This is a genomic window from Reinekea marinisedimentorum (assembly GCF_004341165.1).
In the GTDB taxonomy this organism is placed as follows: domain Bacteria; phylum Pseudomonadota; class Gammaproteobacteria; order Pseudomonadales; family Natronospirillaceae; genus Reinekea; species Reinekea marinisedimentorum.
In genome coordinates, this window is the sequence record NZ_SLZR01000011.1 from 108,941 (window position 1) to 133,653 (window position 24,713).

The window sequence follows — 24,713 nt, forward strand, 5'->3', positions numbered from 1 at the left end:
TTTCCTTGTGGCCTATTAACAGTCATTTGATTGCCGATTTTAAAACTTTGTTAACTAAGTGAGCGGTTGCCGTTAAACCAAAACTGGCGGTTACCATCATCGAGGCACCAAAACCACTGGCGCAGTCGAGCCGCGTACTCTGGCCCTGTTCCGGCTTGGTTGCGCAAACGCTGCCATCGCTTTGAGGGTAGACCAGTTGCTCAGTGGAATATACACAATCAACCGAAAACTTACCTTTGCCCGCTGCCGGAAAACCATACTGCCGGCGCAGCATATTGCGCACCTTCGCAGCCAGCGGGTCGTGTACCGTACGGCTTAGGTCATCGACCTGAATTTTACCCGGATCGATCTGACCACCGGCCCCGCCGGTTGTCACCAGCGGTATTTTATTGCGTTTGCAGTAGTTAATCAGTGCAGCTTTAGGCTTAAGGCTATCGATAGCATCGATCACACCGGTGACCGATGCGGGAATCAACTCGCTCAGGTTATCGGCGGTAATGAAATCCATCACCGCGTTAACGTTGCACTGCGGGTTAATCTGCCGAATCCGCTCGGCCATCGCCTCTACCTTTAACTGACCCACCGTCGACTGCAGGGCATGAATCTGACGGTTGGTATTGCTGACGCAGATATCGTCCAGATCAATCAGTGTAATCTCACCAACGGCAGTACGCGCCAGCGCCTCGGCCGCCCAGCTGCCAACCCCGCCGATACCGATCACAACAAAGTGCGAACCGGCCAGAAATTCCGTTTGCTTTACACCATATAAACGTTGCGTACCGCCAAAACGTTCAGACAGATTCATACTCAATAAAACTCCAGCTATGGAAACTCAAAAAAAGGGTGGCATAGTATACCAACCGGTCCGCCTAAGCGCGGGCTATTTGTATTTGAAATCAATGCAGTACTGCTTGTTAGCTCCGGCCACCGACGGGAAACAAACCGCACCCACTCAGATAGGAGAAGCCAATGTTCGACACTGTCAATCGCGACAATACACACGCCATTAAATGGGAACGCTATCGTGATAAAAACCTGTTACCCATGTGGGTGGCAGATATGGACATTGCCTCACCGGAAGCCATTCAGCGTGCTTTTATTGAACGCATGCAACACCCTATTTACGGCTATACCCACCCATGGCCATCGCTCAACCAGTCGGTTGTTGACTGGTGCCAAAGCCAGTATGGATGGTCGATTGATGCCAGCTGGATTGTCTGGATGCCTGGCGTCGTACCCAGCTTCAACCTCGCCTGCATGACCTACGGCAAAGGTGGTCGGGTGCTGATTCAAACCCCGAACTACCCGCCGCTGCTGGCTGCTCCGACCAATCAGGGCTGCACACCGGTTAAAATTCCTACCACGTGGACGGACAATCAATGGCAGATTGACTGGCAAGCGCTGGAGCAGGAAATGGCGCACCCGGAATGCCATCTGTTTATTCTGTGCAACCCGATGAATCCAAACGGTGCCGTGCTGCGTGCCGATGAGCTGGCGAAGATTTCCGCACTGTGCAGTGAACACAATGTTCTGCTGTGCAGCGATGAGATTCACTGCGACCTGATACTGGACGGCACGCCTCATACGCCGGCGGGTTCCGTTGCCGGCCTGGAAGAGAGCTCCATCACCCTGATGGCTGCCAGCAAAACCTTCAACATCGCCGGGCTGGGCTGCTCCTTTGCGATTATCCCCGGTGAAGACCTGCGCAAACAGTGGCAAAAACGCATGCTCGACCTTATCCCCTACCCTAACTTCCTGGGTTACATTGGCGCCGAGGTTGCTTTTACTGAGTGCCATCAGTGGCACCAGAAGCTGCTGGCGCACCTGAAGACAAACCAACAGATCATGGCCGATGCACTGGCGCCCTTGGAAGGCATTATTTACCGCCCGCAGTCTGCGACCTTTCTGGCCTGGATTGAAAGCGGCCGTGAAGACCTGTCACTGGATACGCACCTGATAAACGCCGGCATTATGCCAAGCGAAGGCAAGTTCTTCGGCAATGCTAAGAATATCCGCCTGAACTTCGGCACCGGCACAGAAACCGTCATTCAGGCCATGGAAATGCTCACCGATTACTGGAAAAAAACTTTCTAGTAAAACACCCCGAAGCGGTCGGCGATTATTTCATCGGCCTTATTCCAGCGCGCCGGGCTTACATCCCGGTAGCCGCTGAAAACTCAAATCTCTATCCGGGCAGGCAGACTGCAAACGCAAGGTGGCTCTCTCAACCTGTTTTCTGACAAAATGTGGCAATTCTGATGTTGAAGACAAGTTATCACCCATGAATTTAGATTCTGAAATGCTCATCGAGCTAGCGCATACCACCATGCCGTTTGGAAAATATGCCGGCCGTTCACTCATTAAGCTGCCGGAGCCCTACCTGTTGTGGTTCGCCAACAAGGGATTTCCGCAAAACCGGCTTGGGCAGTTGCTGGCATTGGCATTGCTGATTCGCACTGAGGGACTGGAGCACCTGCTCGACCCAATCACCAAGCCGGTTGCACCTTCAACAAACCGGCTTCAATGAATTGCAGCACCATGAACCCTAAACTGTTCTGGCGGGATCAGGCGGTTGCCATGACCCTGAGCCGCCGTAAAACCATGGCACTGCATGTGCGCGAAAACAGCATTGAGGTGCGCGCGCCCTACCGGACGCCAATCAAACTGGCACAGACCTTTGTTGATGATCACGACCAGTGGATCGAAAGAAAGCTGAGCGATATCCGCAAACGAAAAGCGGAAAAACCAGACCTAATGGCGGCAAGCCATATCCCCTTTATGGGCCTGAACGTGGCCCTGAATATTGAGCAGGGCGCTATAAACCGCTGGCAACTGGCACCGGAGGGCCTGAACTGCACGCTGACCGACAAACAGGAACAGCTACTGCCATTGCTCGGTGACTTCTACAAAAAACAGGCACAGTTCTGGCTAAATAAAAAAACCCTCGCCGTCGCCGAAGGCCTCGGTTTCCAGAACAGAATCAGCGGTATTCGTTTAAGAAAGACTAAAACCAAATGGGGACACTGCTCCGCAAGCGGTCAACTACAATACAACTGGCTGATTATGATGGCCCCGGAGGCGGTGATCGATTATCTGGTGGCCCACGAAGTGGCTCACCTGGAACATTTGAATCATTCAGCCAGCTTCTGGCAACTGGTGGCACAAATACAGCCCGGGTTTGACCGCAACCGACGCTGGCTGAGCGACCATGGCCACCGGTTAACGCTGACCTGACCGTACAAAATTTAAGGAAGCTACGTGATTGAACGCCGCACACAAAAACCAGACCTGTTAACGCGCCTGCTGCAAGCAGCTGCCGCGCTTGGTTGGATAGCGATTTTTCTGGTGCAGATACTCGCCTGGATTGGCGCACCAGAGCTGGATACCGGCATTGCCCGCTATCATGAACTGGATATCCGGCAGACCTGGCAAAAGCAATGGGTACAGTGGATGCCGTTTCTGCTCGGTGCCTGTACCCTGCTCAGCCTGTTTGCGCTGGGTGTCCGACCGCTGCGCTCGCGCCGAAAGACAGACCCCAAGCGCCTGCACCTGCTGGCGCTGCTGGCGCTCACGGCCCTTGGCTATGGTCTTTACTGGTTCCAGATTCTGGGGAATGTGGCTTAGGCCAGCGGCAGCGTAACGCTGAACCTGGCACCCCCAAACGGACTGCTGCTGATGGCCAGATCAATCTGATAACTGGCAAGAATATCGTTCACCATGGCCAGACCAATGCCCTGGCCCGGCTGAATGGTATCGAGCCGCTTGCCGCGGGTAAGTACTTGCTCGCGCTCGGCCTCACCAATGCCATTGCCGTCGTCATCCACATGCACGCTGATGCTGTGTTCAGATAACTCATAGCCGACACAGACCACACTGCGACCATACTTCAGCGCGTTTTCCACCAGGTTGCCGAATACCTCAAAGACATCGTTGGAATCCATCGCAACAAAAACAGGGTTCGCAAGCTCTTCTATATCAAGCACCTTGTCTTCGTTCATGTAGGCTTTTTCCAGTGCATTACCAATGCGCGAAATGGTTTCGTTAAGCTGGCAGCGCTGGCCGATAACCGGGCCGCTGCGTGCATCGGTTACGGCCCGTTGCAGCTGATAACGTACAATCTGATCCATACGGCCAATCTGCTCATTGAGCAATTCAGAGCCTTCAGCCGACTCCGTGCGCATAATCGCCAATGGCGTTTTCAGGCTGTGTGCCAGATCGCCCATGGCTTTGCGGTAACGCTCACGCTGGCCTTTTTCTGCCTGCAGCAGCTGATTCAGACTGGTGGTTAACGGAGTCAGCTCTTTTGGGTAGTTCCCGCTCAGGCTTTCGGTTTCACCGGAGCGTATTCGGTGCAGATGAACGGCCAGCTGGCGCAGTGGCGACAAGCCCCACACCGTCACCGCCAGCATGGCGAGCAGCAACGCAACAGCGACGGCGACAAAGCTGCCCCAGAGCTGATTACGAAAGGTTTGCAGGGACGATTTAAACGGCTCGGCAGACTCCAGTACCCAGAACTCGAAATACTGGTCTTCGCCCCGAACATCTTCCCAGACAAAGCCATTGCGCTGATAAACGTAGCCACCGTGCAGGCCAAATTCTTTTTCACCCGGTGCCAGCGAAGGCCGACCGCGCAGCCATTCACCGTCGGTATACCATTCACTGGACAGACTCTCCCAAACCGACTGCCGCTCGTTATTCAGCACCAGGCCGATCAACCCGGACTCGGGTGAGTTGAATCGCTGCTCGTTTAAGATTCTCGGCAGCGAAAGCGTGTGGTCGTCCATACTGGCCACAGACAGCAAATTGAAGATGCGCAGGAACAGCCGCTCACCCTGCGCAGCCAGTTGGCTTTGTTCATAAGCCCGGTCGAGCGCATAGCCGGTAATGCCCAGAAACAGGATAAGCACGGCAGCCACGGCGAGCAGCAGCCGGCGGGTCAACGAACCACGGTACTCAGCCTGCTGCTTCATTCACGGTCAATTGAGCTTGTATTGAAGCGATAGCCCAGCCCGCGCTGGGTAATGATCGGATTGCGAGCGCCCTCCGGGTCGAGCTTTTTACGCAGGCGGCGGATAAATACCTCAATTACGTTGCTGTCGCGGTCGTAATCCTGCTCGTAAAGGTGCTCGGTCAGTTCCGTTTTGGAAACCACCTTGGTTCGGTGGGTCATCAGGTATTCCAGCGTGTTGTACTCGTAGCTGGTCAACTCCACAGACTCACCGGCAACCGATACGGTTTTGGTGGAGGTATTCAGGCTGTAATCGCCTAGCTCGAGCAGCGAGCTGGACATACCCACGCTGCGGCGCAACAGCGCCTTCACGCGGGCCAATAATTCATCGAAGACAAAGGGTTTGGCCAGGTAGTCATCGGCACCACTTTCCAGGCCATCAACTTTGTCTTTCCAGTGGCCCCGGGCTGTCAGCAGTATCACTGGGTAATCCTGCCCGGACTTCCGCAGTTGCCGAACAACCTCCAGGCCATCGAGTTTTGGCAGCCCAATATCGACGATGGCGGCATCGTACTGTGTTTCGCAGCCCAGATATAAACCTTCTTCCCCGTTGGTACTGGTATCAACGGCAAAGCCTTCCTTCTTGAAGCCTGCCTGCAGATGATCGAGCAGGCTCTGCTCATCTTCTATAATCAGTAGTCTCATGCATCACTTCCCGTTGTTTTATTTCAGCGGCATTCCGGATTCCGGGTCGATATCAACCGTTTTGATGCGCCCACCGGGTATCAGCACCCGTAACCGGTAATACCAGCTTTTACCCTGAGTCACCCGTTCGACTTTGGCCACCTGACCGTCGTACAGGCACTCAACGGCCCGTACAACAGACTTTTCAGAGGTTAAGGGTAACGCCTCGCCTGTACAGGGGTGCACCTGATCGGCACCAAACAGGGGGGTCATCGCCTGCACCATTAATGCGAACAGCAAACCACTTATCATTCGTGTCATTCAAGCCTCCGGCGAAACTTAGCGCACGGCAGGCTGCACCTCGACACGTAATTGAATGTAGCGGCCCGGATGATCGTGCGTTTGAATAGTAAATTCGCGGCCATTGTATCGGTAGCGAACGTCATAGCCAATCAACTCACGATGTTCACGGCGATAACGGGTGTCACAATCGCGCTCAACACGATAGTGCACCGTATCCGGTTCACGAACGCCCTGACCAATCACACTGCCGATCACACCTCCGGCAATAGCACCGGCCACGGCCGATTCAGAGGAGTTTCCTGCGTGAGCACCCACTTGAGCACCGATAACGCCGCCAATGATGGCTCCTGCAGGCGCGTTGTTTCTTCCGGAGCGGTGTACTTCCACCTCGCGAACCCGACAGCGTTCATCAAACCGGTTGCGTTCACGCTCACGCGAGTCGTAATACCAGGTGGTTTCATAGACCGGAACCGCGCTGACGACCCGCCCCTCAACATAAAAGACCTCTCCGGAGCGTGGGCCTGCTGCCGCCATCCCGCTGAATATTCCCAACGCCAGTGCAACTGGAACAATTAACTTTTTCATTTTGGTCTCCCCACAATTGCGCCTATCAATGCCTGCATATTAATGCCCTGAGCTTGAACAGAAGCTGAACCCCTTCGGTCGGGCTTGGCAATAGGTGCGGCCTGCTGAGGCTTAACAGCCGGCTTAATTTTAGCGGCCTGTGGTTTGGCACTGTGTAAGGCTGGCTTAATTTTAGCGGCCTGTGGTTTGGCACTGTGTAAGGCTGGCTGAATTTTAGCGGTTTGTGGCCGGTACTCAGGTACAGACGGGTGATGAGGGTGTGAGAGCTGGGCAGGCCCCTGAGCTTTTTGAGGCGCAGCAAATGCGACACTGCTGGTCGCCATAACGATGGTAAGTCCAAACCCTGCGAGTAATTTATTCATTGATCATGTCCCTGGTGCATTAATTCGTTCAGGCTCAACAATAAGGGGGGATGAATGAACAGAAGCTGAACTCTTCAGACCGTCACAGATGTGCGCTGGTTAACACAAACTGGAATAGCCCAAAGCGGAGCAAAACAGGGCAGAAAACCCATTTAGATCAACAGTTTAAAAGATGTCATTAAAATGACAGCAATGTGAGGTTCGGCCATAGATCGATGAAAGCCGCATGCTGACTGGGCTATAGAGACATTTCCACAAAATCTGTGGATAACTCTGTTTACAACCACTTTGATATGTCACCAAACAGCCGTTTAATGCGGCCGGAGCAAATTGATCAATTTTTAACCTACCAAATTAATATCCTTATAAATCAATAGGTTAGGAGGCATTATTCGAACAATTTATTAAGCCAGAGGCAAATCAGTCTTCAATAACGGGTATTTCTATTAAATTTTTTGGCTGGGGATATTTGCTTACTCTGTTTCTAAATACAGAGCAATTCTCAGCACTTCACAAATTGTATCTTTTTGTAAAAATTATCATTGAATAACAGGATCCAACAACGAAAAAAGCGCCCGCAGGCGCTTTTTTGTCATTGATTCAGATCAGGGTTTAACGCTGATCAATTACCCCACTTTCAGAAAAGCGGCTTATTCAGACGCTTTTGGTTTCATGTGCGGGAACAGGATGACATCTTTAATCGACGGTGAGTCCGTCAGGAACATCACCAGGCGATCAATACCGATGCCTTCACCGGCTGTTGGTGGTAACCCGTACTCCAATGCGTTGATATAGTCGGCATCGTAGAACATGGCTTCATCATCACCGGCGTCCTTCTCCAGAACCTGGGCCTGGAAACGCTCTGCCTGATCAATCGGGTCATTCAGCTCCGAGAAGCCGTTGGCAATTTCACGCCCGCCCAGGAAGAACTCGAAGCGGTCGGTGATTTCCGGATTTTCGTCATTACGGCGCGCCAGCGGTGAGATTTCAGCCGGATACTCGGTAATAAATACCGGGTCCATCAGGCTTTCTTCAACCGTTTCTTCAAAGATTTCTGTCTGTACCTTACCCAGGCCCCAGGAGTCTTTCACCTGAATACCCAGCTTGCCAGCCACTTCCGTTGCTGCCGCCAGCGTATTGATGTTTTCTGCGGTCAGTTCCGGGTTGAACTTCAGGATGGCGTTAAACATAGACAGACGCTCAAACGGCTTGGCAAAGTCGTAATCGCGGCCCTGATAATGAATCTCTGTCGTACCCAGCACTTCTTTTGCAACCGTGCGCAGCATGTCTTCGGTCAAATCCATCAGGTCGTTGTAATCAGCGTAAGCCTGATACCACTCAAGCATGGTGAACTCAGGGTTATGACGGGTAGAAACACCTTCATTGCGGAAGTTACGGTTGATTTCAAATACACGCTCGAAGCCACCCACAACCAGACGCTTCAGGTACAGCTCTGGTGCAATACGCAGGTACAGATCACGATCCATTGCGTTGTGGTGGGTAATAAACGGACGCGCAGTTGCACCACCCGGAATCACCTGCAGCATCGGTGTTTCCACTTCCATGAAATCGCGCTGAGCCAGGTAGTTACGAATACCGTTCACCACCTTAGAACGCACCTCGAATACCTTACGGGTTTGCTCAGACACCATCAGATCGACATAACGCTGACGGTATTTTGCTTCCTGATCGGCCAGTCCGTGGAATTTGTCCGGCAACGGGCGCAGCGATTTAGTCAGGATGCGCAGGTCTTCGATCTTCTCCACATTCACATACAGTTCGCCTTTACCGGATTTCGCCAAGGTACCGCTGACACCCACGATGTCACCGATATCCAGCAGCTTCCAATCGTCGCTTTCTTTCTGCAGCGGCTTACCCAGGTAAAACTGAATGCTGCCGGTGACATCACGCAGGCCAACGAACGGACCACCACGACGCATAACACGCCCTGCTACAGCGACCTTGATATTCTTTTCGGCAATGGCTTCTTTTTCCAGTTCGCCATAAGCCGCCTGCAGGTCACCGGCTTTGTTTTCACGCTGAAAATCATTCGGGAAGGCGATACCACGTTTATCCTGCAACTCCGCCAATTTCTGTTTTCGCTCAGTAATGATGTGATTTTCTTCGTGTTGGCCGGTCAGGTTTTCTGTAGTGTTATCGCTCATGTTTCGTTTCCAAAGTTAACTTGGTTTGGTTTAGGTTGGCGTATAGTGCCGTGGATAGGGGCTCTTATCAGAGCCCTTTTTTCAGAGAGGCTTCAATGAATGGGTCAAGTGCGCCATCCAGTACGGCCTGAGTATTCCGGTTTTCGACACCGGTTCGCAAATCTTTGATGCGAGAGTCATCCAGAACGTAGGAGCGGATCTGGCTGCCCCAGCCGATGTCGGACTTACTGTCTTCCACCACCTGAGCGGCTTCCTGACGCATCAGCATCTCCCGCTCATAAAGCTTTGCCTTCAACTGCTTCATTGCCTGATCTTTGTTCTTGTGCTGCGAACGGTCGTTCTGACACTGCGTCACAATACCGGTCGGTTCGTGGGTGATACGCACCGCAGATTCGGTTCGGTTAACATGCTGACCACCGGCACCGGAAGCGCGATAGACATCGATACGCAGATCGGCCGGATTGATTTCAATTTCAACGTTGTCGTCAATTTCCGGAGACACAAACACAGAAGAAAATGAGGTATGGCGGCGGTTACCCGAGTCGAAAGGCGACTTACGAACCAGGCGGTGGACACCGGTTTCTGTGCGCAACCAACCGTAGGCGTATTCGCCTTCAAAGCGGATGGTCGCCGATTTAATGCCGGCCACTTCACCGGCCGATGCTTCCATCAGCTCGGTTTTAAAGCCCTTCTCTTCACCCCATCGCAAATACATACGCAGCAGCATTTCGGCCCAATCCTGCGCCTCGGTACCACCAGAGCCTGCCTGGATATCCAGGTAAGCATTGTTTGGATCCATCTCGCCACTGAACATACGGCGGAACTCCAGAACCTCCAGCTGTTCTTTCAGGTTGGCCAGCTCATGCTCGACATCCGCGACGGAAGCCTCATCGTTTTCTTCCACGGCCATCTCCAAGAGATCTGACGAATCACTCAGACCCTCATCGAGATTTTCAATGGTGTTAACGACTTTCTCCAGTGAAGAACGCTCTTGGCCAAGGGCCTGCGCTCGTTCAGGTTTATTCCAGACTTCGGGCTGAGCCAGTTCACGCTCTACTTCATCTAACCGTTCTTTCTTGTTAGCGAAGTCAAAGATACCCCCTAAGCACATCCGTACGGGCGCTTAAGTCTTTAATCAGTTCTCGGATCGGATTTACTTCCACATTTGCTCCTGGCATTTTCGATGGAATTTGGCAATTTTTAAAAAGGCGGCGAATTTTACAGCAGATGAATTTATTACGGTAGGCATCCGGCAAATTCCGTACTAATTTTCTATCTGGAGGCTATCTATCACTGAGAAAATCTTTATATTGTCTGACAATTATTTTTGATACACATCAAAATGAATAATTAAGATGAGCGTATGTTAATCCGGCGTTAAATACAGTGTTAGGAGACTATGATGGACATGGTACTAGATGTATTGAAAAGCAAGATAGACCCGGCAGCCACCGAGGAACTATCTGAACTTTCTGCGATGTTGGCATTACCGGTTGAAAAAATTCTGGAATCTATTCTGGAAAAAAGCAGTTACAGCCTGAGCAGCCTGCACCGCATGACGAAAGAACGGCTCGAAATGGTGACATCCTCACCTGCATTACTTTCCGAGCTGAAACGACTGATCTGGAAAGAACGCTGGTCTGGCCAAAGGCAAGAATATGCCTAGGCGGCCCTGTTAACAGGCCCTAGCAAACCTCCAGCTTTGAAAACACCAGCTGCAATGTGGTTTCACCCCGAAAACGATTGCAGCTGATCTCATAAACCCCCTTCACCCGGCGAATATCAGCCAACGCACAGGCCTCCGGCACATTAAAGGCAATCGCTGCAATCAGCTGATCATCCGCCTGTAATGTTAATTTCAGGTGTTTACCGCTCAATACACGGCTATCTGCCACCGGCCACTCACCATAAAAGGCCGGCGAAGGAAATGCCTGACCCCAGGGGCCTGCCTGTTCAAGCTGCAGAGCGTTCTCCAAAGATAGATCGCCACGTTCCAGCACACCATCGACCCACAGCTGTGGTGTCAGGGCTTCCGGCTCGGCAAAGTACTGAACAGCCTTATCAAACCATAGCTTGAATGACTCCAGCTCGGCCTCGTGAATGGATAAGCCAGCGGCCATTGCATGACCGCCGAATTTCAGAATCAGGTCTTTTTGTTGTTTACTGATCCAGTCAAGGCAATCCCTAAGGTGTACACCGCTGACCGAACGCGCTGAGCCCTTCAGCTCACCGCTATCACTGCGGGCAAACGCAACCACCGGGCAGTGCAATTGCTCTTTTACTCTGGAGGCAACAATGCCGATGACACCCTCATGCCAGTTGTCGCCATAGACAACCTGACTGGAGCTTTGCTCCACTATTTTCACCGCTGCCAGTGCCGGCTCTACTTCCTGCAGCATCGACGCCTCAATCTGCCGGCGCTCGCTGTTCAGCTCATGCAGCTCGGTAGCAATGGCTCTGGCTTCACCCGGGTCATCGGTCAACAACAGCTGCACACCCAAACTCATATCACCCAGCCGGCCGGCCGCATTGAGCCTTGGGCCTACGCAAAAGCCGAAGTCTGCCGATCTGGCATTTTGCCAGTCCCTGCCGGAAACATCGAACAGTGCCTGAATACCGGGCCGCATGCGCCCCTGACGCACCCGCTGCAAACCATTTTGCACAATCAGCCGATTGTTACGATCCAACGGAACAACATCGGCAACCGTTGCCAGCGCCACCAGATCAAGCCACTGAGCCAGGTTTGGCAGAGCTGTTTCACCCTGCTCGCGCAATCGGGCACGCAACGCAATCAGCAGATAAAACATCACCATACAACCACAAGCAGCCTTGCTTTCAAAGCGGCAGCCCGGCTGATTAGGGTTAACGATGGCATCGGCACCCGGCAGACTATCGGCCGCCAGATGGTGATCCGTGACCAGTACCTTAACGCCATGTTTTTTGGCATGGGCAACGCCTTCAAAACTTGAAATGCCGTTATCAACGGTAATGATTAAATCCGGCTTTTGCTGAAGAGTTAAATCGACAATCGGAACCGACAGGCCATAACCGTATTCAAAACGGTTAGGCAAAACATAGCTAACGTTAATGCCCATGGCCGAAAGACCCAGCATCGCCAGGGCGGTCGATGTCGCGCCGTCGGCATCGTAATCACCAACCACGACAACCCGGTATTGTTGCTGACGCGCCTGCATGCACAGGTCTACCGCCTCATTGATCCCCTTAAGAGTTCGCCAATCGAGCAGTCCGGTAATATCGGTCTGCAGCTCGTCCGGGTGTTCAATACCCCGCGCCTGGTAAAGCCGGTTCAGTAAAGGATTAGGATGGATACTATTTGAGAAGACAGGTTGCCGGGTTTTTACTTCAAACCCGGCAACACTGTAGGCGTGCTGTTTAATCACCAAAGACCGTTTTTACCACGAAGTTCTGCAGGTTACTCAGTTCATTTTCCATCACTTCGTAGCGCTCTTCACGTTCGAACAGATCCAGCAAATGATGCGGCAGCTGTGGCGTTTCCAGGCCGGCCTTTTCAATGGCTTCGGCAAACTTGACCGGGTGCGCGGTGCCCAGAGTGATCATCGGCACCGTTGCATCGCGACGGCATTCACGCGCGGCTTTTACACCAATAGCGGTGTGCGGGTCGAGCAGATAGCCGGTCTCGTCGTATACCTGCTTAATGGTTTCGCAGGTGACTTCATCGTTCACCGCATGGCTGTCGAACATTTCTCGTACCTTAGCCATGCCGTCTTTGTCGAACTCAACGGTTTCGCTGTTCATGCGATCCATCAGGCTTGCCAATGCGGCACCATCACGGCCGTAAACATCGAACAACAGGCGTTCAAAGTTAGAAGAAACCACGATATCCATGGACGGCGACAGCGTATGCGCCAACGGGTGTTTCTCATATTTATTCTGGCTGATCGCGCGGTGCAGAATGTCGTTCTTGTTGGTGGCAACAATCAACTGCTTAACCGGCAAGCCCATTTTATGCGCCAGATAGCCTGCGAAGATATCACCAAAGTTACCGGTCGGCACCGATAACGCCACTTCACGATCCGGACCACCCAGGTTCAGCGATGCATAGAAGTAGTAGACAATCTGCGCCATGATGCGCGCCCAGTTAATGGAGTTAACCGCCACCAGGCGACGCTCGCCACGCAGAAAATCCTGATCAGCGAAGCAGGCCTTCACCATGCGTTGGCAATCGTCGAAGTTGCCTTCCACGGCAATATTAAAGACGTTATCGCCCTTAATCGTCGTCATCTGTTTGCGCTGCACTTCGGAGACCCGGTTGTGCGGATGCATAATGAAAATATCAACATGGTCGCTGTGCTTGCAGCCTTCAATGGCCGCTGAGCCGGTATCCCCGGATGTCGCACCAATGATCACTGCACGCTCATTACGCTTAACCAGAACGTGGTCCAGCAAACGGCCTAACAGCTGTAATGCAAAGTCTTTAAACGCCAGCGTTGGGCCCTGGAACAATTCCAGAACGTATTCGCTGCTATCTATCTGAGCCAGCGGTGCAACAGCCTTATGACCGAACCCTGCATAGGTTTCGTCGAGCATCTTAGCCAGTACATCATCTTCAATAGCACCGCCAACAAAGGGCTTGATGATCTTAAAGGCCAGTTCGGAATATGGCAGGCCGCGCCAGCTGCGAATTTCATCCAGGCTGTACTCGGGCAGTTCTTTAGGAACATAAAGACCACCATCAGTCGCCAGGCCAGCCAGCAATACGTTTTCGAAATCCAGTTCGGGGGCGTTTCCACGGGTGCTTATATATTTCACTGTGATATCTCTTCAATCTTTTCGTTTCCGGCCACCACTACGGCAGCCGGACTGAATTAACCGTCTAGACGTTCAGTTCGAATACGAACAATCTTTTCAGGCACAGAAGGCAAGGCTTCCAGTGTTTTAATTGCAGCATTCATAGCCTTCTCTTTCACAGGCTGAGTCAGAATGATCACCGGAACCAGATCATCATCTTCCGGTGCTTCCTTCTGCAGAATAGCTTCCATGTTGATGCCGTTCAGGCTCAGCGTTTCGGCAATCTTCGCCATTTGACCCACTTCATCCTTCACTGAAATTCTCAGGTAGTATGAGGTGGTGAAGTCATCGGCATTCAGCACCGGCAGGTTTTTGGTTTCTACACTGAAACCCAAGTGAGGTACCAGCCCCGGGCTGTCGATATCGCGCGCAATATCAACGATATCGGCAATAACAGCTGAAGCCGTTGCTTCAGAACCCGCACCAGCGCCGTAATACATGGTTGGCCCAACGGCATCACCCATGACCAGCACGGCATTCAAAACGCCATCGACATTGGCAATCAGCCGCTTTTCAGGGATTAAAGTCGGGTGTACGCGCAGCTCAACGCCTTCAGCGGTGCGGCGGGTAATACCCAGGTGTTTAATGCGGTAACCCAGCTCTTCTGCATGCTTAACATCTGCAGTGGTCATGTTGGTAATGCCTTCAGTGAAGACTTTATCGAACTGCAGTGGCACACCAAAGGCGTTCGCCGCCAGAATCGTCAGCTTGTGCGCAGCATCGATACCTTCCACATCAAAGGTCGGGTCAGCTTCAGCGTAGCCGAGTTCCTGAGCTTCTTTCAGTACATCGGCAAAGTCGCGGCCTTTTTCAGACATCTCAGTCAGAATGTAGTTGGTTGTACCGTTAATGATACCGACCACACTGGAAATCTTGTTAGCCACCAGGCCTTCACGAATGGCCTTGATAATGGGGATGCCCCCGGCAACCGCCGCTTCGTATGCCACAACGACATCTTTGGCTTCAGCGGCTTCAAAGATCTCGTTACCGTGCGTGGCGATCAGCGCCTTGTTGGCGGTAACAACGTCTTTGTTGTTTTCAATTGCAGCCAGAACCAGCTCTTTGGCGACCGTTGTGCCACCAATCAATTCCACCAGGATGTTTACTTCCGGGTCTTTGGCGACTTCAAAAATATCGTTCGAAAACTTAATACCGGTCAGGTCACACTCTGAATTCACTTCGCGTGCACTGACATGGGTAATCTTAACAGGGCGGCCCGCGCGACGCGCAATATCGTCGAGATTACGCTGCAATACGTTGAAAGTTCCGGCACCAACCGTACCGAGCCCACAGATACCCACATTTACTGGTTTCAAAACACGCCTCTTAGATTTTTCAGCTGAAAATAACAGGAGCCAAACAGTACTTAACGGCGTGGTCGAGGTCAACGAGAATGATCTGCAAAGTCGCGGAATTGAGCAGCTATTTCATGATGTTTTTGCAAGAAGGCCTTTCATATTCAAAAAAACAAATAAATAGAAAGGCCTATACTTAGAGCCAGAAATCAAAAGAGCTAGAAATCAGCCCTTTTGGCAAAATAAGCAATGAGTTAATCGATCACCGTAATTAACTCACCATTATCCTCTTCGTAGACAGCAGTTGATAAATCTACACTTTCACCCAAATAAGGTGCAATTGAATAGCTCACTGCCGATGAAGCTTCAATTGTTAACGACAGATCGCAGGCCGTAATTTCATCATAACCAAACTCACATTCTGTACCATGCATTTCAACGGCAGGATAATAGACACCTACCTTCGCAGTTACTGCGGAGCCTGCAGGAACCTGAACAAACCCTTCATCGTTCACTGCTGTCTCAATACCATCTACATAATAAACAACACCATTTGTTGCCGTTACAGCAGAACTAATAACACCGGTATCGTCGAAGGGGTAGCCGTCTACAAATTCATAGCTTTCCTGAGTCCAGTAGTCCATATAGTCATCAAGATCTATCCAATAACTCGAATAAGTTAACAACTCCTCGTAATAGTCCGCATTAACGCTCGCACTTAGATCAGCTGTATCGTTATCATCAATAATGTCATACCAATAACTATTCCAATAATCATTGAACGTCGCTTGAATTACCGGCCCAAATTCAAAGCCAGTAGTAACGTCACTAGTCACTCCACCGTAATATAAATTATACCGAACGATATATAGATCATCTCCATAGTCGTCACCCTTGAATCGATCGAGGTAGACTGCTGTATCAGGCGCGACTGAACCATAAATACTCGACAAGGCTGCATATAATGTAACCGAGTCCGGCAGCGTGTCCGAATAATAATCATACGCCTCACCGATCACCTCACGGGTCTCGATCTCAACTACACTGGCCTCACTAGTATCATAAAACATAAAACTTGCTTCATCATCAGGAGTGTATGAGGCCCAAAAATCATCAGTAGTATTATATACATCAAAATAGGCACCCGTAGTCTTATACACCTTTGCTACCCGAATACCTGATTCATAACTCAGCGTAACATCGGCATCTTCCATCGTTGCCAATGAAAACTCAATATCATAGTCATTGTCATTAAGATACTCATACTCATAAACCTGCTCCCATTCATCTTCATCAGGAGGGCTGGTTAAAGTCAGGCTGGAATATGCGCTATCAGTAGCGATATAGGTAAGAGAACCTGCATCAGCGAAGTAGCGAACATTGAAAGAATAAGTACTGGTATCGACATTACCGGCATTATCTTCAATATAGAGCGTTATCTCATGCTCGGCAGCTGCATCGGTTAAAAACCAGTTATCACCCAGGTATTCTTCGATAAACGGCAGATAATAGGCATCATTGTCATCCTCGTTAGCAGTCAAGGCTATATCACTAAGAATAAGCTCGTCATCAATAGCATAACTGTAGCTAACCTTCAGTTCAGACGCAGAGGTAATCACACCACTATCCTGAGTTCCATCATCATCACTTACTGTAAAGTACAGGAAGCTAAACAAACCACCTGTAAGATTCGTACTACTCATAGAAAGGCCATTTAAGGCGACATTTGTGTCGTCAAAATACAACGGGTCCGTTGTACTGCTAGTTAAATCCAGCAAGCTTAAATAATTATCAGTAACGTCATCAGAGGCTGAATAATACACCTCGTAAATATCATTCGGATAAAAGAAAGTTGCTGATGGCGCAGTCTGATCAACATAGACATTAATCGTGGTCTCAGTCGTGTTCCCAGCGCCATCAACTGCGATGACCGTCATAGCGTTCGCACCAACAGACAGATCAGTACTGTAGGTGATAGTACTCTCGTCTGCATTGATGGTCGCGGTATTGCCATCGACCGTTACACCAGAAAGTTCGGTGGAACTGTAATAAGACAGTTCCAGCTCATAACTCGTCGGATCATTTACATGCCCATCTGAAACCAACTCCAGAATCGGACTATCGTTATAAAACACCACTGCATGGCTCAATGTAGAAACCTGACCTAATTCATCGGTCGCTAAGATAACAAAAGTATGGTCACCATCGCCGTACAATTCGGTATCGATGTCTTCGAATATGGCACTGCTGACATCATTAAAGGAACCTAAGGTAGCGCCATCCAGCTGCAACTCAATAGATTGCACACCAATATCACTAGTAGTCTCAATACTGTAATCAATAGTGCCACCAAAATACTTACCGTCATCATAGCTGATACTGATTTGGGGGCCATCATCAAGCGCTTCAGCAACTTCACCAGCAAATAAAATCGTATTAGTGGCTGACACCAACGTTACGACAGAACTCAGAAAATCACTGTTATTAACGTCCGTCTGATTATTATCAGAATTAATAAAAGCCAATGCAGATAGCGCCAGATCTGTTCGCGGTGTATCAGTACTCAGCACAGACAAGCCAATACCCAATTCCACATCATCACCGTTATCATTCTGCACCAGTCCATCCCAGGCACAACGACTGTCTTCACCAATATCCTGAGCAGCATAGTCGTACCAAAGAAAAGAATTGTAACTGTCAGTATGCGTATAACTACCACTGGCTGCGGCCCGCTCCAGCATATAATAGGAAACACCTGCGGCCAACAAACCATGCGTCAAAGAGCTGTCCAGTGAACGACCTAAAGAGGAGGTTGGGTTAGCCGGGATATCATTAAAAACATCAATACCAAGGTATGTATTAAAGTCTGCAGAGGCTGTACTGAAAGCATCGACACTCTCATAGCCATAATGACTGACGAGACATTGCGCGTAAGTACTGGCAATAAAGCTAAAGCCAGAGACAGCCATGCTGATCGCCCCTCCTTCCTCATAATACACCAGAGCGCCCATCAGCTGATCCGGATCAAGCTCGATCATCTCGCCACTCGCCTCTTCGGTATACTGACCAGAACCACCGATTTCTAAATACAGGTATTGAGAATCAATCTCCAACTCAATACTTAACTGCCCATCACTATTCGTTGTGCCTGTCGCAATGGCACTGCCAGTTTTCTGCAGATCACTATCGACCCGGTAAAGAGAATAGCCTGCATTGATCAATTCAGAGTCATATGCAGTGGCCTCAATACTGCCACCTGGGCGCACATCAGGAATCGATATATCAGAACCACAGGCGACTAAAGCTAGTATTGTTATGACAATCACACATAAACGTAAATTCATTTTCAAGGGAAACGACCTCCTAGTCGATATAATCTGTAAACATACCTTTGGGCTGATTTAGCGAGCACAGACAGACACACACATCCTGTACCACATTACAGAAACAAGGTATCCCATGACCTTTATTAATAGAGTGCTCTTAAACCAACTGAGAAAGCTGAACTATCTTCTTCCATGCCTATTTCAGCTTTTAGAGTGACGCCAAGACTAGAGGATATTGGGGTACGCTTAAACATTAGCGCGGAATTCAACTGTATCTTCGTATCGTTATAGCCCCACCCTGTGTCGTCATACAGTTCATCTAAATAGCCATCATCGGTCGACGTATAACGATCACTGAATGAACTGAGCTCGCCAACTAAACCTGCGCCACCCCAAAGGGTAACCGTTTCACTCAACGGCCAGCCCTTTTCTGCTTTTAACGTAGTACGAACGGTTTGCTCGTACTCCACCAAATACGGGTAATCCTGAGGATAAGAATTGGAGTAGTAACCCAGATCAATGCCATAACGAAATGTACGGCTAACTTCATAACCGACACCAATAGAGCCAGCCATAAAAAAATCTCGCTTAGTTGATCCTTCATCATGGGACTGTGCCGCTGATAAACCAAACAACTCGAATTCATAGTATAACTCGTAGATGTCAAAGGCCTGAGCCTGGTTTGCCCCACAAAACAACAAAGATAAAATACTTGCAGAAATAGTTCGACGCATCCGACATCCCTATAAATTTAATTTAGTTTCCGTAAAAAGCCCCGACAATCAGAGCCATAAGTTAATTCAAAGCTGCTTGAAGTTTTCGTTAATACAGATACACCGCACCAGGAGCAGACACCGTACCGTAATCGCCGTCGATTTCGCTGCCATCGGTCAATACGCCGCTGATGCTGTTATCTTCTAAATAAGCACCTATAGCGATGACGCTGCCATCGGCACTCATGGCTATACCACTACCAAAAAGATCTGAACTTTCAGTATTCGATGCCTTCAAATAGGCGCTTTGCTGCCATACCCCATCGACAGCACTGAAAAGATAGGCCGCACCGGCATTGGTTGCGGTATCGTCATCGCTGAAATCGGACCCCAAAGTCACACCGCTGTTTGCGCTATCTTCAAAATAAGCACCGACCAACAGCTGATCACCAGCCGCACTGAGCTGAAGCACAGAGCCAAAATAGTCTAAACTGCCCACATTAGATGCCTTTATATAGGCCGCCTCGCCCCAGGCAGCATCCGCATAGCTGTATATATAAACGGCACCAGAGTTTGTAAAAGTACTGGTTTCTTCAATAGTATCACCTGCGGTTAAATCGATAATTTCAGCGGAACCGTTATCTTCATAAAGTGAACCAACAGCTAACACATCACCCATTGCATTAAGAGAAACGGCGCAACCAAAAATATCTCCCGCCTCGGAATTAGGTGCCTTGATATAGGCAGCTTGCGCCCAACCACTTTCCGATGCGTATTCAAATAAGTATACAGCGCCAGAGCTAGCAGAGGTGGCATCATCCTGATCACCGTCAGCTTCCGAGCCATCGGTTATGATTCCAGTGGCTGAGTTATCTTCATAAGGGGCACCCACAGCCAAAAGAGTACCGTCATAATTAAGTGAGAGGCTTCTTCCAAAGTCATCATTTAAGCTAGGGTTGGAAGCCTTAACATACGCATCCTGAGCCCACGCACCGCTTACTTCGCTGTACACATATACAGCCCCAACTCCTACGTACTCCTTACCTTCAATATCGCCATAATCACCAACATCAATTACTTCGCTGCCATCCGTAACAACTCCTGATATTAAATTATCCTCTTCTGGCGCTCCAACGACCAGCGTGCGTCCGTCTCCACTTATCGCGACAGCATAGCCATACGCATCTTCCATATCAGGTGCAGACGCCTTGAAATAGACAACCTGAGACCAAGCATTTGAGCTCAACTCAAATAAATACACCGCACCATTTATACCATCAGAACCAGTATAAACAGCTTCACTGCCGTCAGTAATAACACCGCTTGTAGGGTCATCTTCATAGGGCGCACCAACAACCAGCCTTGTGCCATCATCACTGAACGCCAATGCCAAACCGAAACTTGCACCGTCACTGGAATTAGAACCTTTCAAATAGGCGCTCTGCTGCCAGGCACCATCTTCCAATGTGAATACATAAACAGCCCCCGAGCCTGAAGACTCGTCGTCATCTGTAACGGCATCCTCCTGGTTATAAACACCGCGTGCACTGTTATCCTCACCATAAGCACCCACTGCTAAGGTACTGCCATCGGCACTGAGCGCCACGCTGTAGCCAAACCAATCATCCGCCCCGGTATTAGAGGCCTTAAAATAGCCAATCATCTCGGTTACGGTATCGCTGCTGATTTCAACGGTATTGGAATAAAGATCAAAACCATCGTGACTTGCCTGTACAGTGTAATAGGCGTTGGCTAGGGTATTTACTAGGCTATCGACGGTAATCGTCGCTGTGAGCTCGTCTGTTACAGAGGTCAATTCTTCATCGCAGCTGGTGCTTTCAGCATCACTGGAACGACAAATGGTGTAGGTTACACCGGTAACATCCGAGGCGGCTTCCCAGCTGAGCACCATCTGCTTTACGGCGTCATCGGAGGCAACAATTTCGTTCAGGGTAAACGAGCTGTAGAGCGAGGAAACCTTAATAGCAGGGATTTCAATGTCACTGCCACAACTCGCGAACATACTCAGGGTCAATACGGCAAATACAGGGTAAACCCCGTATTTAAAAGAGGCCTTGCTCATGAAAAATTCCTTTTCAAACTTCTATGTTGGTTGGCTGTAGTACATGTAAGAGTTACAGGCACAAGCTTTACATTGAAATTTTACTATTAAGACATTGTTCAAAAGCGGGCGTGTTTGGCAAAAATCACAAGGAAAGCCAATAAAATTAAGGATTTATAACGCAAAAAAGGCAGCCGATGGCTGCCTTTCTAAGGCGGTTAATAAAAGCTTATTAAGCTTTCTTAACGGAGATCTTCTCTTTAATACGAGCAGATTTACCAGAACGCTCACGCAGGTAGTACAGTTTAGCCTGACGAACGTCACCACGACGTTTCACTTCAATGCTATCTACCAGTGGAGAGTAAGTCTGGAATGCACGCTCAACGCCCACACCGTTCGAAATTTTACGAACGGTGAACGCAGAGTTCAGACCGCGGTTACGTTTACCGATAACCACACCCTCGAACGCCTGTAGACGCTCGCGGTCACCTTCTTTTACTTTAACCTGTACAACCACGGTATCACCCGGGCCAAAAACAGGTACTTCTTTGGTCATCTGTTCAGCTTCAATCTGCTGAATAATCAGATTCTTGTTGCTCATGATTCAGCTCCTGATCAGTCGCGTGAGCTTTGCTCACTTTTAAATTTGTCTAAAAGAGTCTGCTGATGTTTAGTCAGCTCACGACCTTCCAATAAGTCGGGTCGTCTTTGCCAAGTTCGTCCGATTGCCTGCATTTCGCGCCACTTACGAATATTTTCGTGGTGACCACTTAACAGGACATCCGGCACAGATAAATCATCTAAAACTTCAGGCCGAGTATAGTGTGGACAATCGAGCAACCCATCGAAAAAAGAATCTTCCACTGATGACATTGCATGGCCGAGCACGCCCGGAACCAATCTTGAGATGGCATCCATAAAGGACATCGCTGCCAGCTCACCGCCACTTAAGACTATGTCGCCCAGTGACCATTCTTCATCAATTTCAGTTTCAATCAACCGCTCATCAATGCCTTCGTAACGACCGCAGACAAAAATCAAACGCTCGTTTCCGGCTAACTCAACTACACCCTGTTGATCCAGTTTGCGCCCTTGCGGTGATAGGTAAATCACCTTCGCCTGCCGTTCGCTTGCCGCCTTCGCGGCGCTGATTGCATCGCGCAATGGCTGAACTTTCATCAACATGCCGGGACCACCACCAAATGGGCGATCATCGACAGTTCGGTGACGGTCATGGGTAAAGTCGCGAGGATTCCAGCAATTCACTGAAACCAAGCCATTCTTTACCGCCCGCCCGGTAACGCCGTAATCCGTAAAAGATGAAAACATCTCAGGGAACAGTGTTACCAGCCCAAACTCGAGTGCCGGTTGATGTGCACCTTCTTTCATTAAAACTCTGGATCCCATTCGACCACGATTTTGCCTGCGTCCAGGCTGACATCGAGGACAAACTGCTCAACGTATGGAATTAAACGTTCGCGCCGATCAATACTGTGCGCATCCCCTTTAACTACCAAAACGTCGTTTCCAGCGCCGGTACTCATCATATAATCCACTACACCGAGGCTCACATTATCTGTGGTGACCACGGTTAATCCTTCCAGCTGATACCAGTAGTACTCGCCGTCGGATAACTCAGGAAGACGGTTCATCGGTACACAGATTTCAAAACCTGAATACTGCTTAGCCACTTCACGGTCATCAATACCGCGTAAGTGAGCCACCATCCCCTTGCCATGACTTCTGCCTTTATCTACCTCTACCTGGGTCAGGTTATTCCCCTGACGAAGGATCCAATTGCCGTATTCCAGAATCTTATCCAGAGGATCGGTATAGGAAAAAACCTTCACCCACCCCTTCACTCCGTAAACGGAGGAGATTTTTCCCAGAACAACGTAATCTTCGGAAGTTTTAAGAGCCATAGCGAAACCTTCTGCCTTTTCTCAATTATCAGGCTTGGGCTTTCTTGTACTCTTTAAGCAATTGGGCGACACGATCAGAAGTCTGTGCACCCTTGCTTACCCAATAGTCAACACGGTCCAGGGCAACGCGAAGGCGCTCTTCCTGACCACGGGCAATTGGGTTAAAGAAACCGACACGCTCAATGAAACGTCCATCACGGGCATTTCGGCTGTCAGCTACAGTTAGATGATAAAACGGGCGTTTCTTAGAACCGCCACGTGAAAGTCGAATGACTACCATCGCGTTCTCCTGGTTAGGGCAAGCTTTAAAATCACCTGCCGTTTTGGAATGCTAAAGGGGTTACCTTTAAACAGACTCCAAAGTTACAAATTACCCGAGCGAACTCGGAAATTAAGGCCGCGGAATTATATGAATTTGCGGCCAAAAAGCAAGGACTGTTACAACGCGATGCCAGAAAAGCTTAATGCTTAGTCAACTTATCGAGATAACCCATGGCAAATGCAGAAACCACGAAGGTTAAATGAATTACCACATACCACTGAATCTTGTCGATGTCGTAGTAAGAAAGGTTCATAAAGACTTTCAGTAAGTGAATAGACGAAATAGCAACAATAGAGGCCGATACCTTGTTTTTCAGACTGTTGGAATCCAGCTGCCCAAGCCAGGCGAGCTTTTCGTCTTCCTCATCGATATCCAGCTTTGAAACGAAGTTCTCGTAGCCAGAAAACATGACCATAACGATAAGACCACCAACCAGAGCCAGATCGACCAGAGTCAGCGTCACCAGTATGAGATCAACTTCCTTCATCTCCCATAGCGTTGGAACCAGATGGAAAACCTGCTGAAAGAACTTCACAGCCAGCGCGATCAGCACCAAACTCAAGCCCAAATAGATCGGCGCCATAATCCAGCGTGATGCATACATTAAACGTTCAAAAAAGCGTTCCATTTTTACTCTCTATAAATTAGGGGATACGACGAGGATTAGTATCAAGAATGAGGTCATGGCCAAGTTATTCACACTGGCAATAGGTAGTAGAGGCAGGATAGATGCGAGATGTGAGATGCTGGCTTCTAGAATCTCGCATCTAGAATCTCGCACCTAGTATCTAGCATCTTGAAGCATCAGAGCTGCCAGCCGGGACTTTCTGCGCAGGTGCCGAGGGGTGTCTGAGGCCGCAAGGCCGAGTTACTGAACACCTAAGCAGGAAGAACCGGTTGGCGGCGCGTGGCAGGGAATGTGAGACGTGAGACGTGAGTGGTCCGGCATCCCGGCGTGAGACGTTAGACGTGAGTGGTCCGGCATCCCGGCGTGAGACGTGAGACGTGAGACGTGAGACGTGAGACGTGAGACGTGAGACGTGAGACGTGAGACGTGAGACGTGAGACGTGAGACGTGAGACGTGAGACAGCGTGATCCTAGAGCCTGTAGATAAATTTGTGTAACTGCTTATCATCATTGCCTGCAAAGGCTAAGGATAAGCACTATGAACAAAGAGCAACTTGAAGCCCTGGCT

At 49.8% G+C, this 24,713-nt stretch carries 24 protein-coding genes; 5 read left to right on the forward strand and 19 right to left on the reverse strand.

Annotated elements, in window-relative coordinates; genetic code table 11:
- Positions 1-22: 22 nt before the first annotated feature.
- Positions 23-805: a tRNA cyclic N6-threonylcarbamoyladenosine(37) synthase TcdA gene (gene tcdA / locus BCF53_RS13270; RefSeq protein ID WP_132702222.1), complete on the reverse strand. Its 783-nt coding sequence runs from the start codon at positions 803-805 to the stop codon at positions 23-25.
- 164 nt (positions 806-969) lie between these two features.
- Here tcdA and BCF53_RS13275 point away from each other — a divergent pair, with 164 nt between their 5' ends.
- The 4 genes from BCF53_RS13275 to BCF53_RS13290 all read left to right on the forward strand — a co-directional run bounded on the left by BCF53_RS13275 (position 970) and on the right by BCF53_RS13290 (position 3,624).
- The gene (locus BCF53_RS13275; RefSeq protein ID WP_132702223.1) at positions 970-2,094 is read left to right on the forward strand and encodes a MalY/PatB family protein; all 1,125 of its coding nucleotides are present in this window, start codon (positions 970-972) and stop codon (positions 2,092-2,094) included.
- Positions 2,095-2,281: 187 nt separating this feature from the next.
- A complete protein-coding gene (locus BCF53_RS13280; RefSeq protein WP_132702224.1) occupies positions 2,282-2,527 on the forward strand; it encodes a DUF3820 family protein in 246 nt (81 codons plus the stop codon).
- 11 nt (positions 2,528-2,538) lie between these two features.
- The gene (locus BCF53_RS13285) at positions 2,539-3,234 is read left to right on the forward strand and encodes a M48 family metallopeptidase (RefSeq protein WP_165901918.1); all 696 of its coding nucleotides are present in this window, start codon (positions 2,539-2,541) and stop codon (positions 3,232-3,234) included.
- A 24-nt stretch (positions 3,235-3,258) separates the two neighbouring features.
- Positions 3,259-3,624 carry a hypothetical protein gene (locus BCF53_RS13290; RefSeq protein ID WP_132702226.1) on the forward strand — a complete coding sequence of 122 codons (366 nt, stop codon included), beginning with the start codon at positions 3,259-3,261 and terminating at the stop codon, positions 3,622-3,624.
- Here BCF53_RS13290 and BCF53_RS13295 read toward each other — a convergent pair.
- From BCF53_RS13295 to prfB, 7 genes are all read right to left on the reverse strand, one after another.
- Positions 3,621-4,970, reverse strand: coding sequence for an ATP-binding protein (locus tag BCF53_RS13295; protein WP_132702227.1), 1,350 nt, complete (start codon positions 4,968-4,970; stop codon positions 3,621-3,623). The genes BCF53_RS13290 and BCF53_RS13295 overlap by 4 nt on opposite strands.
- Complete coding sequence (locus BCF53_RS13300; protein WP_132702228.1) at positions 4,967-5,653, reverse strand: response regulator transcription factor; 687 nt, start codon at positions 5,651-5,653, stop codon at positions 4,967-4,969. Before BCF53_RS13300 ends, BCF53_RS13295 begins: the two co-directional genes overlap by 4 nt.
- Before the next feature lie 18 nt (positions 5,654-5,671).
- Positions 5,672-5,953, reverse strand: coding sequence for a PepSY domain-containing protein (locus BCF53_RS13305; protein WP_132702229.1), 282 nt, complete (start codon positions 5,951-5,953; stop codon positions 5,672-5,674).
- Positions 5,954-5,971: 18 nt separating this feature from the next.
- Positions 5,972-6,520, reverse strand: coding sequence for a glycine zipper 2TM domain-containing protein (locus tag BCF53_RS13310; RefSeq protein ID WP_132702230.1), 549 nt, complete (start codon positions 6,518-6,520; stop codon positions 5,972-5,974).
- The gene (locus tag BCF53_RS13315) at positions 6,517-6,882 is read right to left on the reverse strand and encodes a hypothetical protein (RefSeq protein ID WP_132702231.1); all 366 of its coding nucleotides are present in this window, start codon (positions 6,880-6,882) and stop codon (positions 6,517-6,519) included. Before BCF53_RS13315 ends, BCF53_RS13310 begins: the two co-directional genes overlap by 4 nt.
- Before the next feature lie 650 nt (positions 6,883-7,532).
- Entirely contained in the window at positions 7,533-9,047 is a 1,515-nt protein-coding gene (lysS, locus tag BCF53_RS13320; protein WP_132702232.1) for a lysine--tRNA ligase, read from the reverse strand.
- 67 nt (positions 9,048-9,114) lie between these two features.
- Positions 9,115-10,225 (reverse strand): peptide chain release factor 2 gene (gene prfB / locus BCF53_RS13325; protein ID WP_132702233.1). Its coding sequence is split into 2 segments (ribosomal slippage): positions 9,115-10,137 and positions 10,139-10,225, totalling 1,110 coding nucleotides; the frame shifts between segments, so codons are not numbered across the junction.
- A 224-nt stretch (positions 10,226-10,449) separates the two neighbouring features.
- Between prfB and BCF53_RS13330 the strand changes: the two genes are divergently transcribed.
- The gene (locus BCF53_RS13330; protein WP_132702234.1) at positions 10,450-10,713 is read left to right on the forward strand and encodes a hypothetical protein; all 264 of its coding nucleotides are present in this window, start codon (positions 10,450-10,452) and stop codon (positions 10,711-10,713) included.
- Positions 10,714-10,732: 19 nt separating this feature from the next.
- Here the strand turns inward: BCF53_RS13330 and recJ are convergent, their stop codons facing one another.
- The 11 genes from recJ to BCF53_RS13385 all read right to left on the reverse strand — a co-directional run bounded on the left by recJ (position 10,733) and on the right by BCF53_RS13385 (position 24,145).
- Entirely contained in the window at positions 10,733-12,448 is a 1,716-nt protein-coding gene (recJ, locus tag BCF53_RS13335; protein ID WP_243645835.1) for a single-stranded-DNA-specific exonuclease RecJ, read from the reverse strand.
- Complete coding sequence (gene thrC, locus BCF53_RS13340) at positions 12,441-13,838, reverse strand: threonine synthase (RefSeq protein WP_132702235.1); 1,398 nt, start codon at positions 13,836-13,838, stop codon at positions 12,441-12,443. The genes recJ and thrC overlap by 8 nt, the downstream gene beginning before the upstream one ends.
- Before the next feature lie 56 nt (positions 13,839-13,894).
- Positions 13,895-15,193 carry a homoserine dehydrogenase gene (locus BCF53_RS13345; protein WP_132702236.1) on the reverse strand — a complete coding sequence of 433 codons (1,299 nt, stop codon included), beginning with the start codon at positions 15,191-15,193 and terminating at the stop codon, positions 13,895-13,897.
- 233 nt (positions 15,194-15,426) lie between these two features.
- Entirely contained in the window at positions 15,427-18,522 is a 3,096-nt protein-coding gene (locus BCF53_RS13350) for a hypothetical protein (protein WP_132702237.1), read from the reverse strand.
- Between the two features lie 119 nt (positions 18,523-18,641).
- On the reverse strand, positions 18,642-19,232 hold the full coding sequence (locus BCF53_RS13355; RefSeq protein ID WP_132702238.1) for a hypothetical protein: 591 nt from the start codon (positions 19,230-19,232) through the stop codon (positions 18,642-18,644).
- Between the two features lie 88 nt (positions 19,233-19,320).
- Positions 19,321-21,294, reverse strand: coding sequence for an FG-GAP repeat protein (locus BCF53_RS13360; RefSeq protein WP_132702239.1), 1,974 nt, complete (start codon positions 21,292-21,294; stop codon positions 19,321-19,323).
- A gap of 211 nt (positions 21,295-21,505) precedes the next feature.
- On the reverse strand, positions 21,506-21,874 hold the full coding sequence (gene rplS / locus BCF53_RS13365; protein WP_132702240.1) for a 50S ribosomal protein L19: 369 nt from the start codon (positions 21,872-21,874) through the stop codon (positions 21,506-21,508).
- Between the two features lie 14 nt (positions 21,875-21,888).
- Positions 21,889-22,662 (reverse strand): tRNA (guanosine(37)-N1)-methyltransferase TrmD, encoded by a 774-nt coding sequence (gene trmD / locus BCF53_RS13370; RefSeq protein WP_132702241.1) that lies wholly within the window; start codon positions 22,660-22,662, stop codon positions 21,889-21,891.
- Positions 22,662-23,195 carry a ribosome maturation factor RimM gene (gene rimM / locus BCF53_RS13375; RefSeq protein WP_132702242.1) on the reverse strand — a complete coding sequence of 178 codons (534 nt, stop codon included), beginning with the start codon at positions 23,193-23,195 and terminating at the stop codon, positions 22,662-22,664. The genes trmD and rimM overlap by 1 nt, the downstream gene beginning before the upstream one ends.
- Before the next feature lie 28 nt (positions 23,196-23,223).
- A complete protein-coding gene (gene rpsP, locus BCF53_RS13380; RefSeq protein WP_132702243.1) occupies positions 23,224-23,475 on the reverse strand; it encodes a 30S ribosomal protein S16 in 252 nt (83 codons plus the stop codon).
- A gap of 181 nt (positions 23,476-23,656) precedes the next feature.
- Positions 23,657-24,145, reverse strand: coding sequence for a TIGR00645 family protein (locus BCF53_RS13385; protein WP_132702244.1), 489 nt, complete (start codon positions 24,143-24,145; stop codon positions 23,657-23,659).
- Positions 24,146-24,713 lie beyond the last annotated feature (568 nt).

Coding starts and splice junctions, on each gene's coding strand:
- tcdA (WP_132702222.1), bottom strand. CDS start 805: ATGAATCTGTCTGAACGTTTTGGCGGTACGCAACGTTTATATGGTGTA.
- BCF53_RS13275 (WP_132702223.1), top strand. CDS start 970: ATGTTCGACACTGTCAATCGCGACAATACACACGCCATTAAATGGGAA.
- BCF53_RS13280 (WP_132702224.1), top strand. CDS start 2,282: ATGAATTTAGATTCTGAAATGCTCATCGAGCTAGCGCATACCACCATG.
- BCF53_RS13285 (WP_165901918.1), top strand. CDS start 2,539: ATGAACCCTAAACTGTTCTGGCGGGATCAGGCGGTTGCCATGACCCTG.
- BCF53_RS13295 (WP_132702227.1), bottom strand. CDS start 4,970: ATGAAGCAGCAGGCTGAGTACCGTGGTTCGTTGACCCGCCGGCTGCTG.
- BCF53_RS13300 (WP_132702228.1), bottom strand. CDS start 5,653: ATGAGACTACTGATTATAGAAGATGAGCAGAGCCTGCTCGATCATCTG.
- BCF53_RS13305 (WP_132702229.1), bottom strand. CDS start 5,953: ATGACACGAATGATAAGTGGTTTGCTGTTCGCATTAATGGTGCAGGCG.
- BCF53_RS13310 (WP_132702230.1), bottom strand. CDS start 6,520: ATGAAAAAGTTAATTGTTCCAGTTGCACTGGCGTTGGGAATATTCAGC.
- BCF53_RS13315 (WP_132702231.1), bottom strand. CDS start 6,882: ATGAATAAATTACTCGCAGGGTTTGGACTTACCATCGTTATGGCGACC.
- lysS (WP_132702232.1), bottom strand. CDS start 9,047: ATGAGCGATAACACTACAGAAAACCTGACCGGCCAACACGAAGAAAAT.
- BCF53_RS13330 (WP_132702234.1), top strand. CDS start 10,450: ATGGACATGGTACTAGATGTATTGAAAAGCAAGATAGACCCGGCAGCC.
- BCF53_RS13355 (WP_132702238.1), bottom strand. CDS start 19,232: ATGCGTCGAACTATTTCTGCAAGTATTTTATCTTTGTTGTTTTGTGGG.
- BCF53_RS13360 (WP_132702239.1), bottom strand. CDS start 21,294: ATGAGCAAGGCCTCTTTTAAATACGGGGTTTACCCTGTATTTGCCGTA.
- rplS (WP_132702240.1), bottom strand. CDS start 21,874: ATGAGCAACAAGAATCTGATTATTCAGCAGATTGAAGCTGAACAGATG.
- trmD (WP_132702241.1), bottom strand. CDS start 22,662: ATGAAAGAAGGTGCACATCAACCGGCACTCGAGTTTGGGCTGGTAACA.
- rimM (WP_132702242.1), bottom strand. CDS start 23,195: ATGGCTCTTAAAACTTCCGAAGATTACGTTGTTCTGGGAAAAATCTCC.
- rpsP (WP_132702243.1), bottom strand. CDS start 23,475: ATGGTAGTCATTCGACTTTCACGTGGCGGTTCTAAGAAACGCCCGTTT.
- BCF53_RS13385 (WP_132702244.1), bottom strand. CDS start 24,145: ATGGAACGCTTTTTTGAACGTTTAATGTATGCATCACGCTGGATTATG.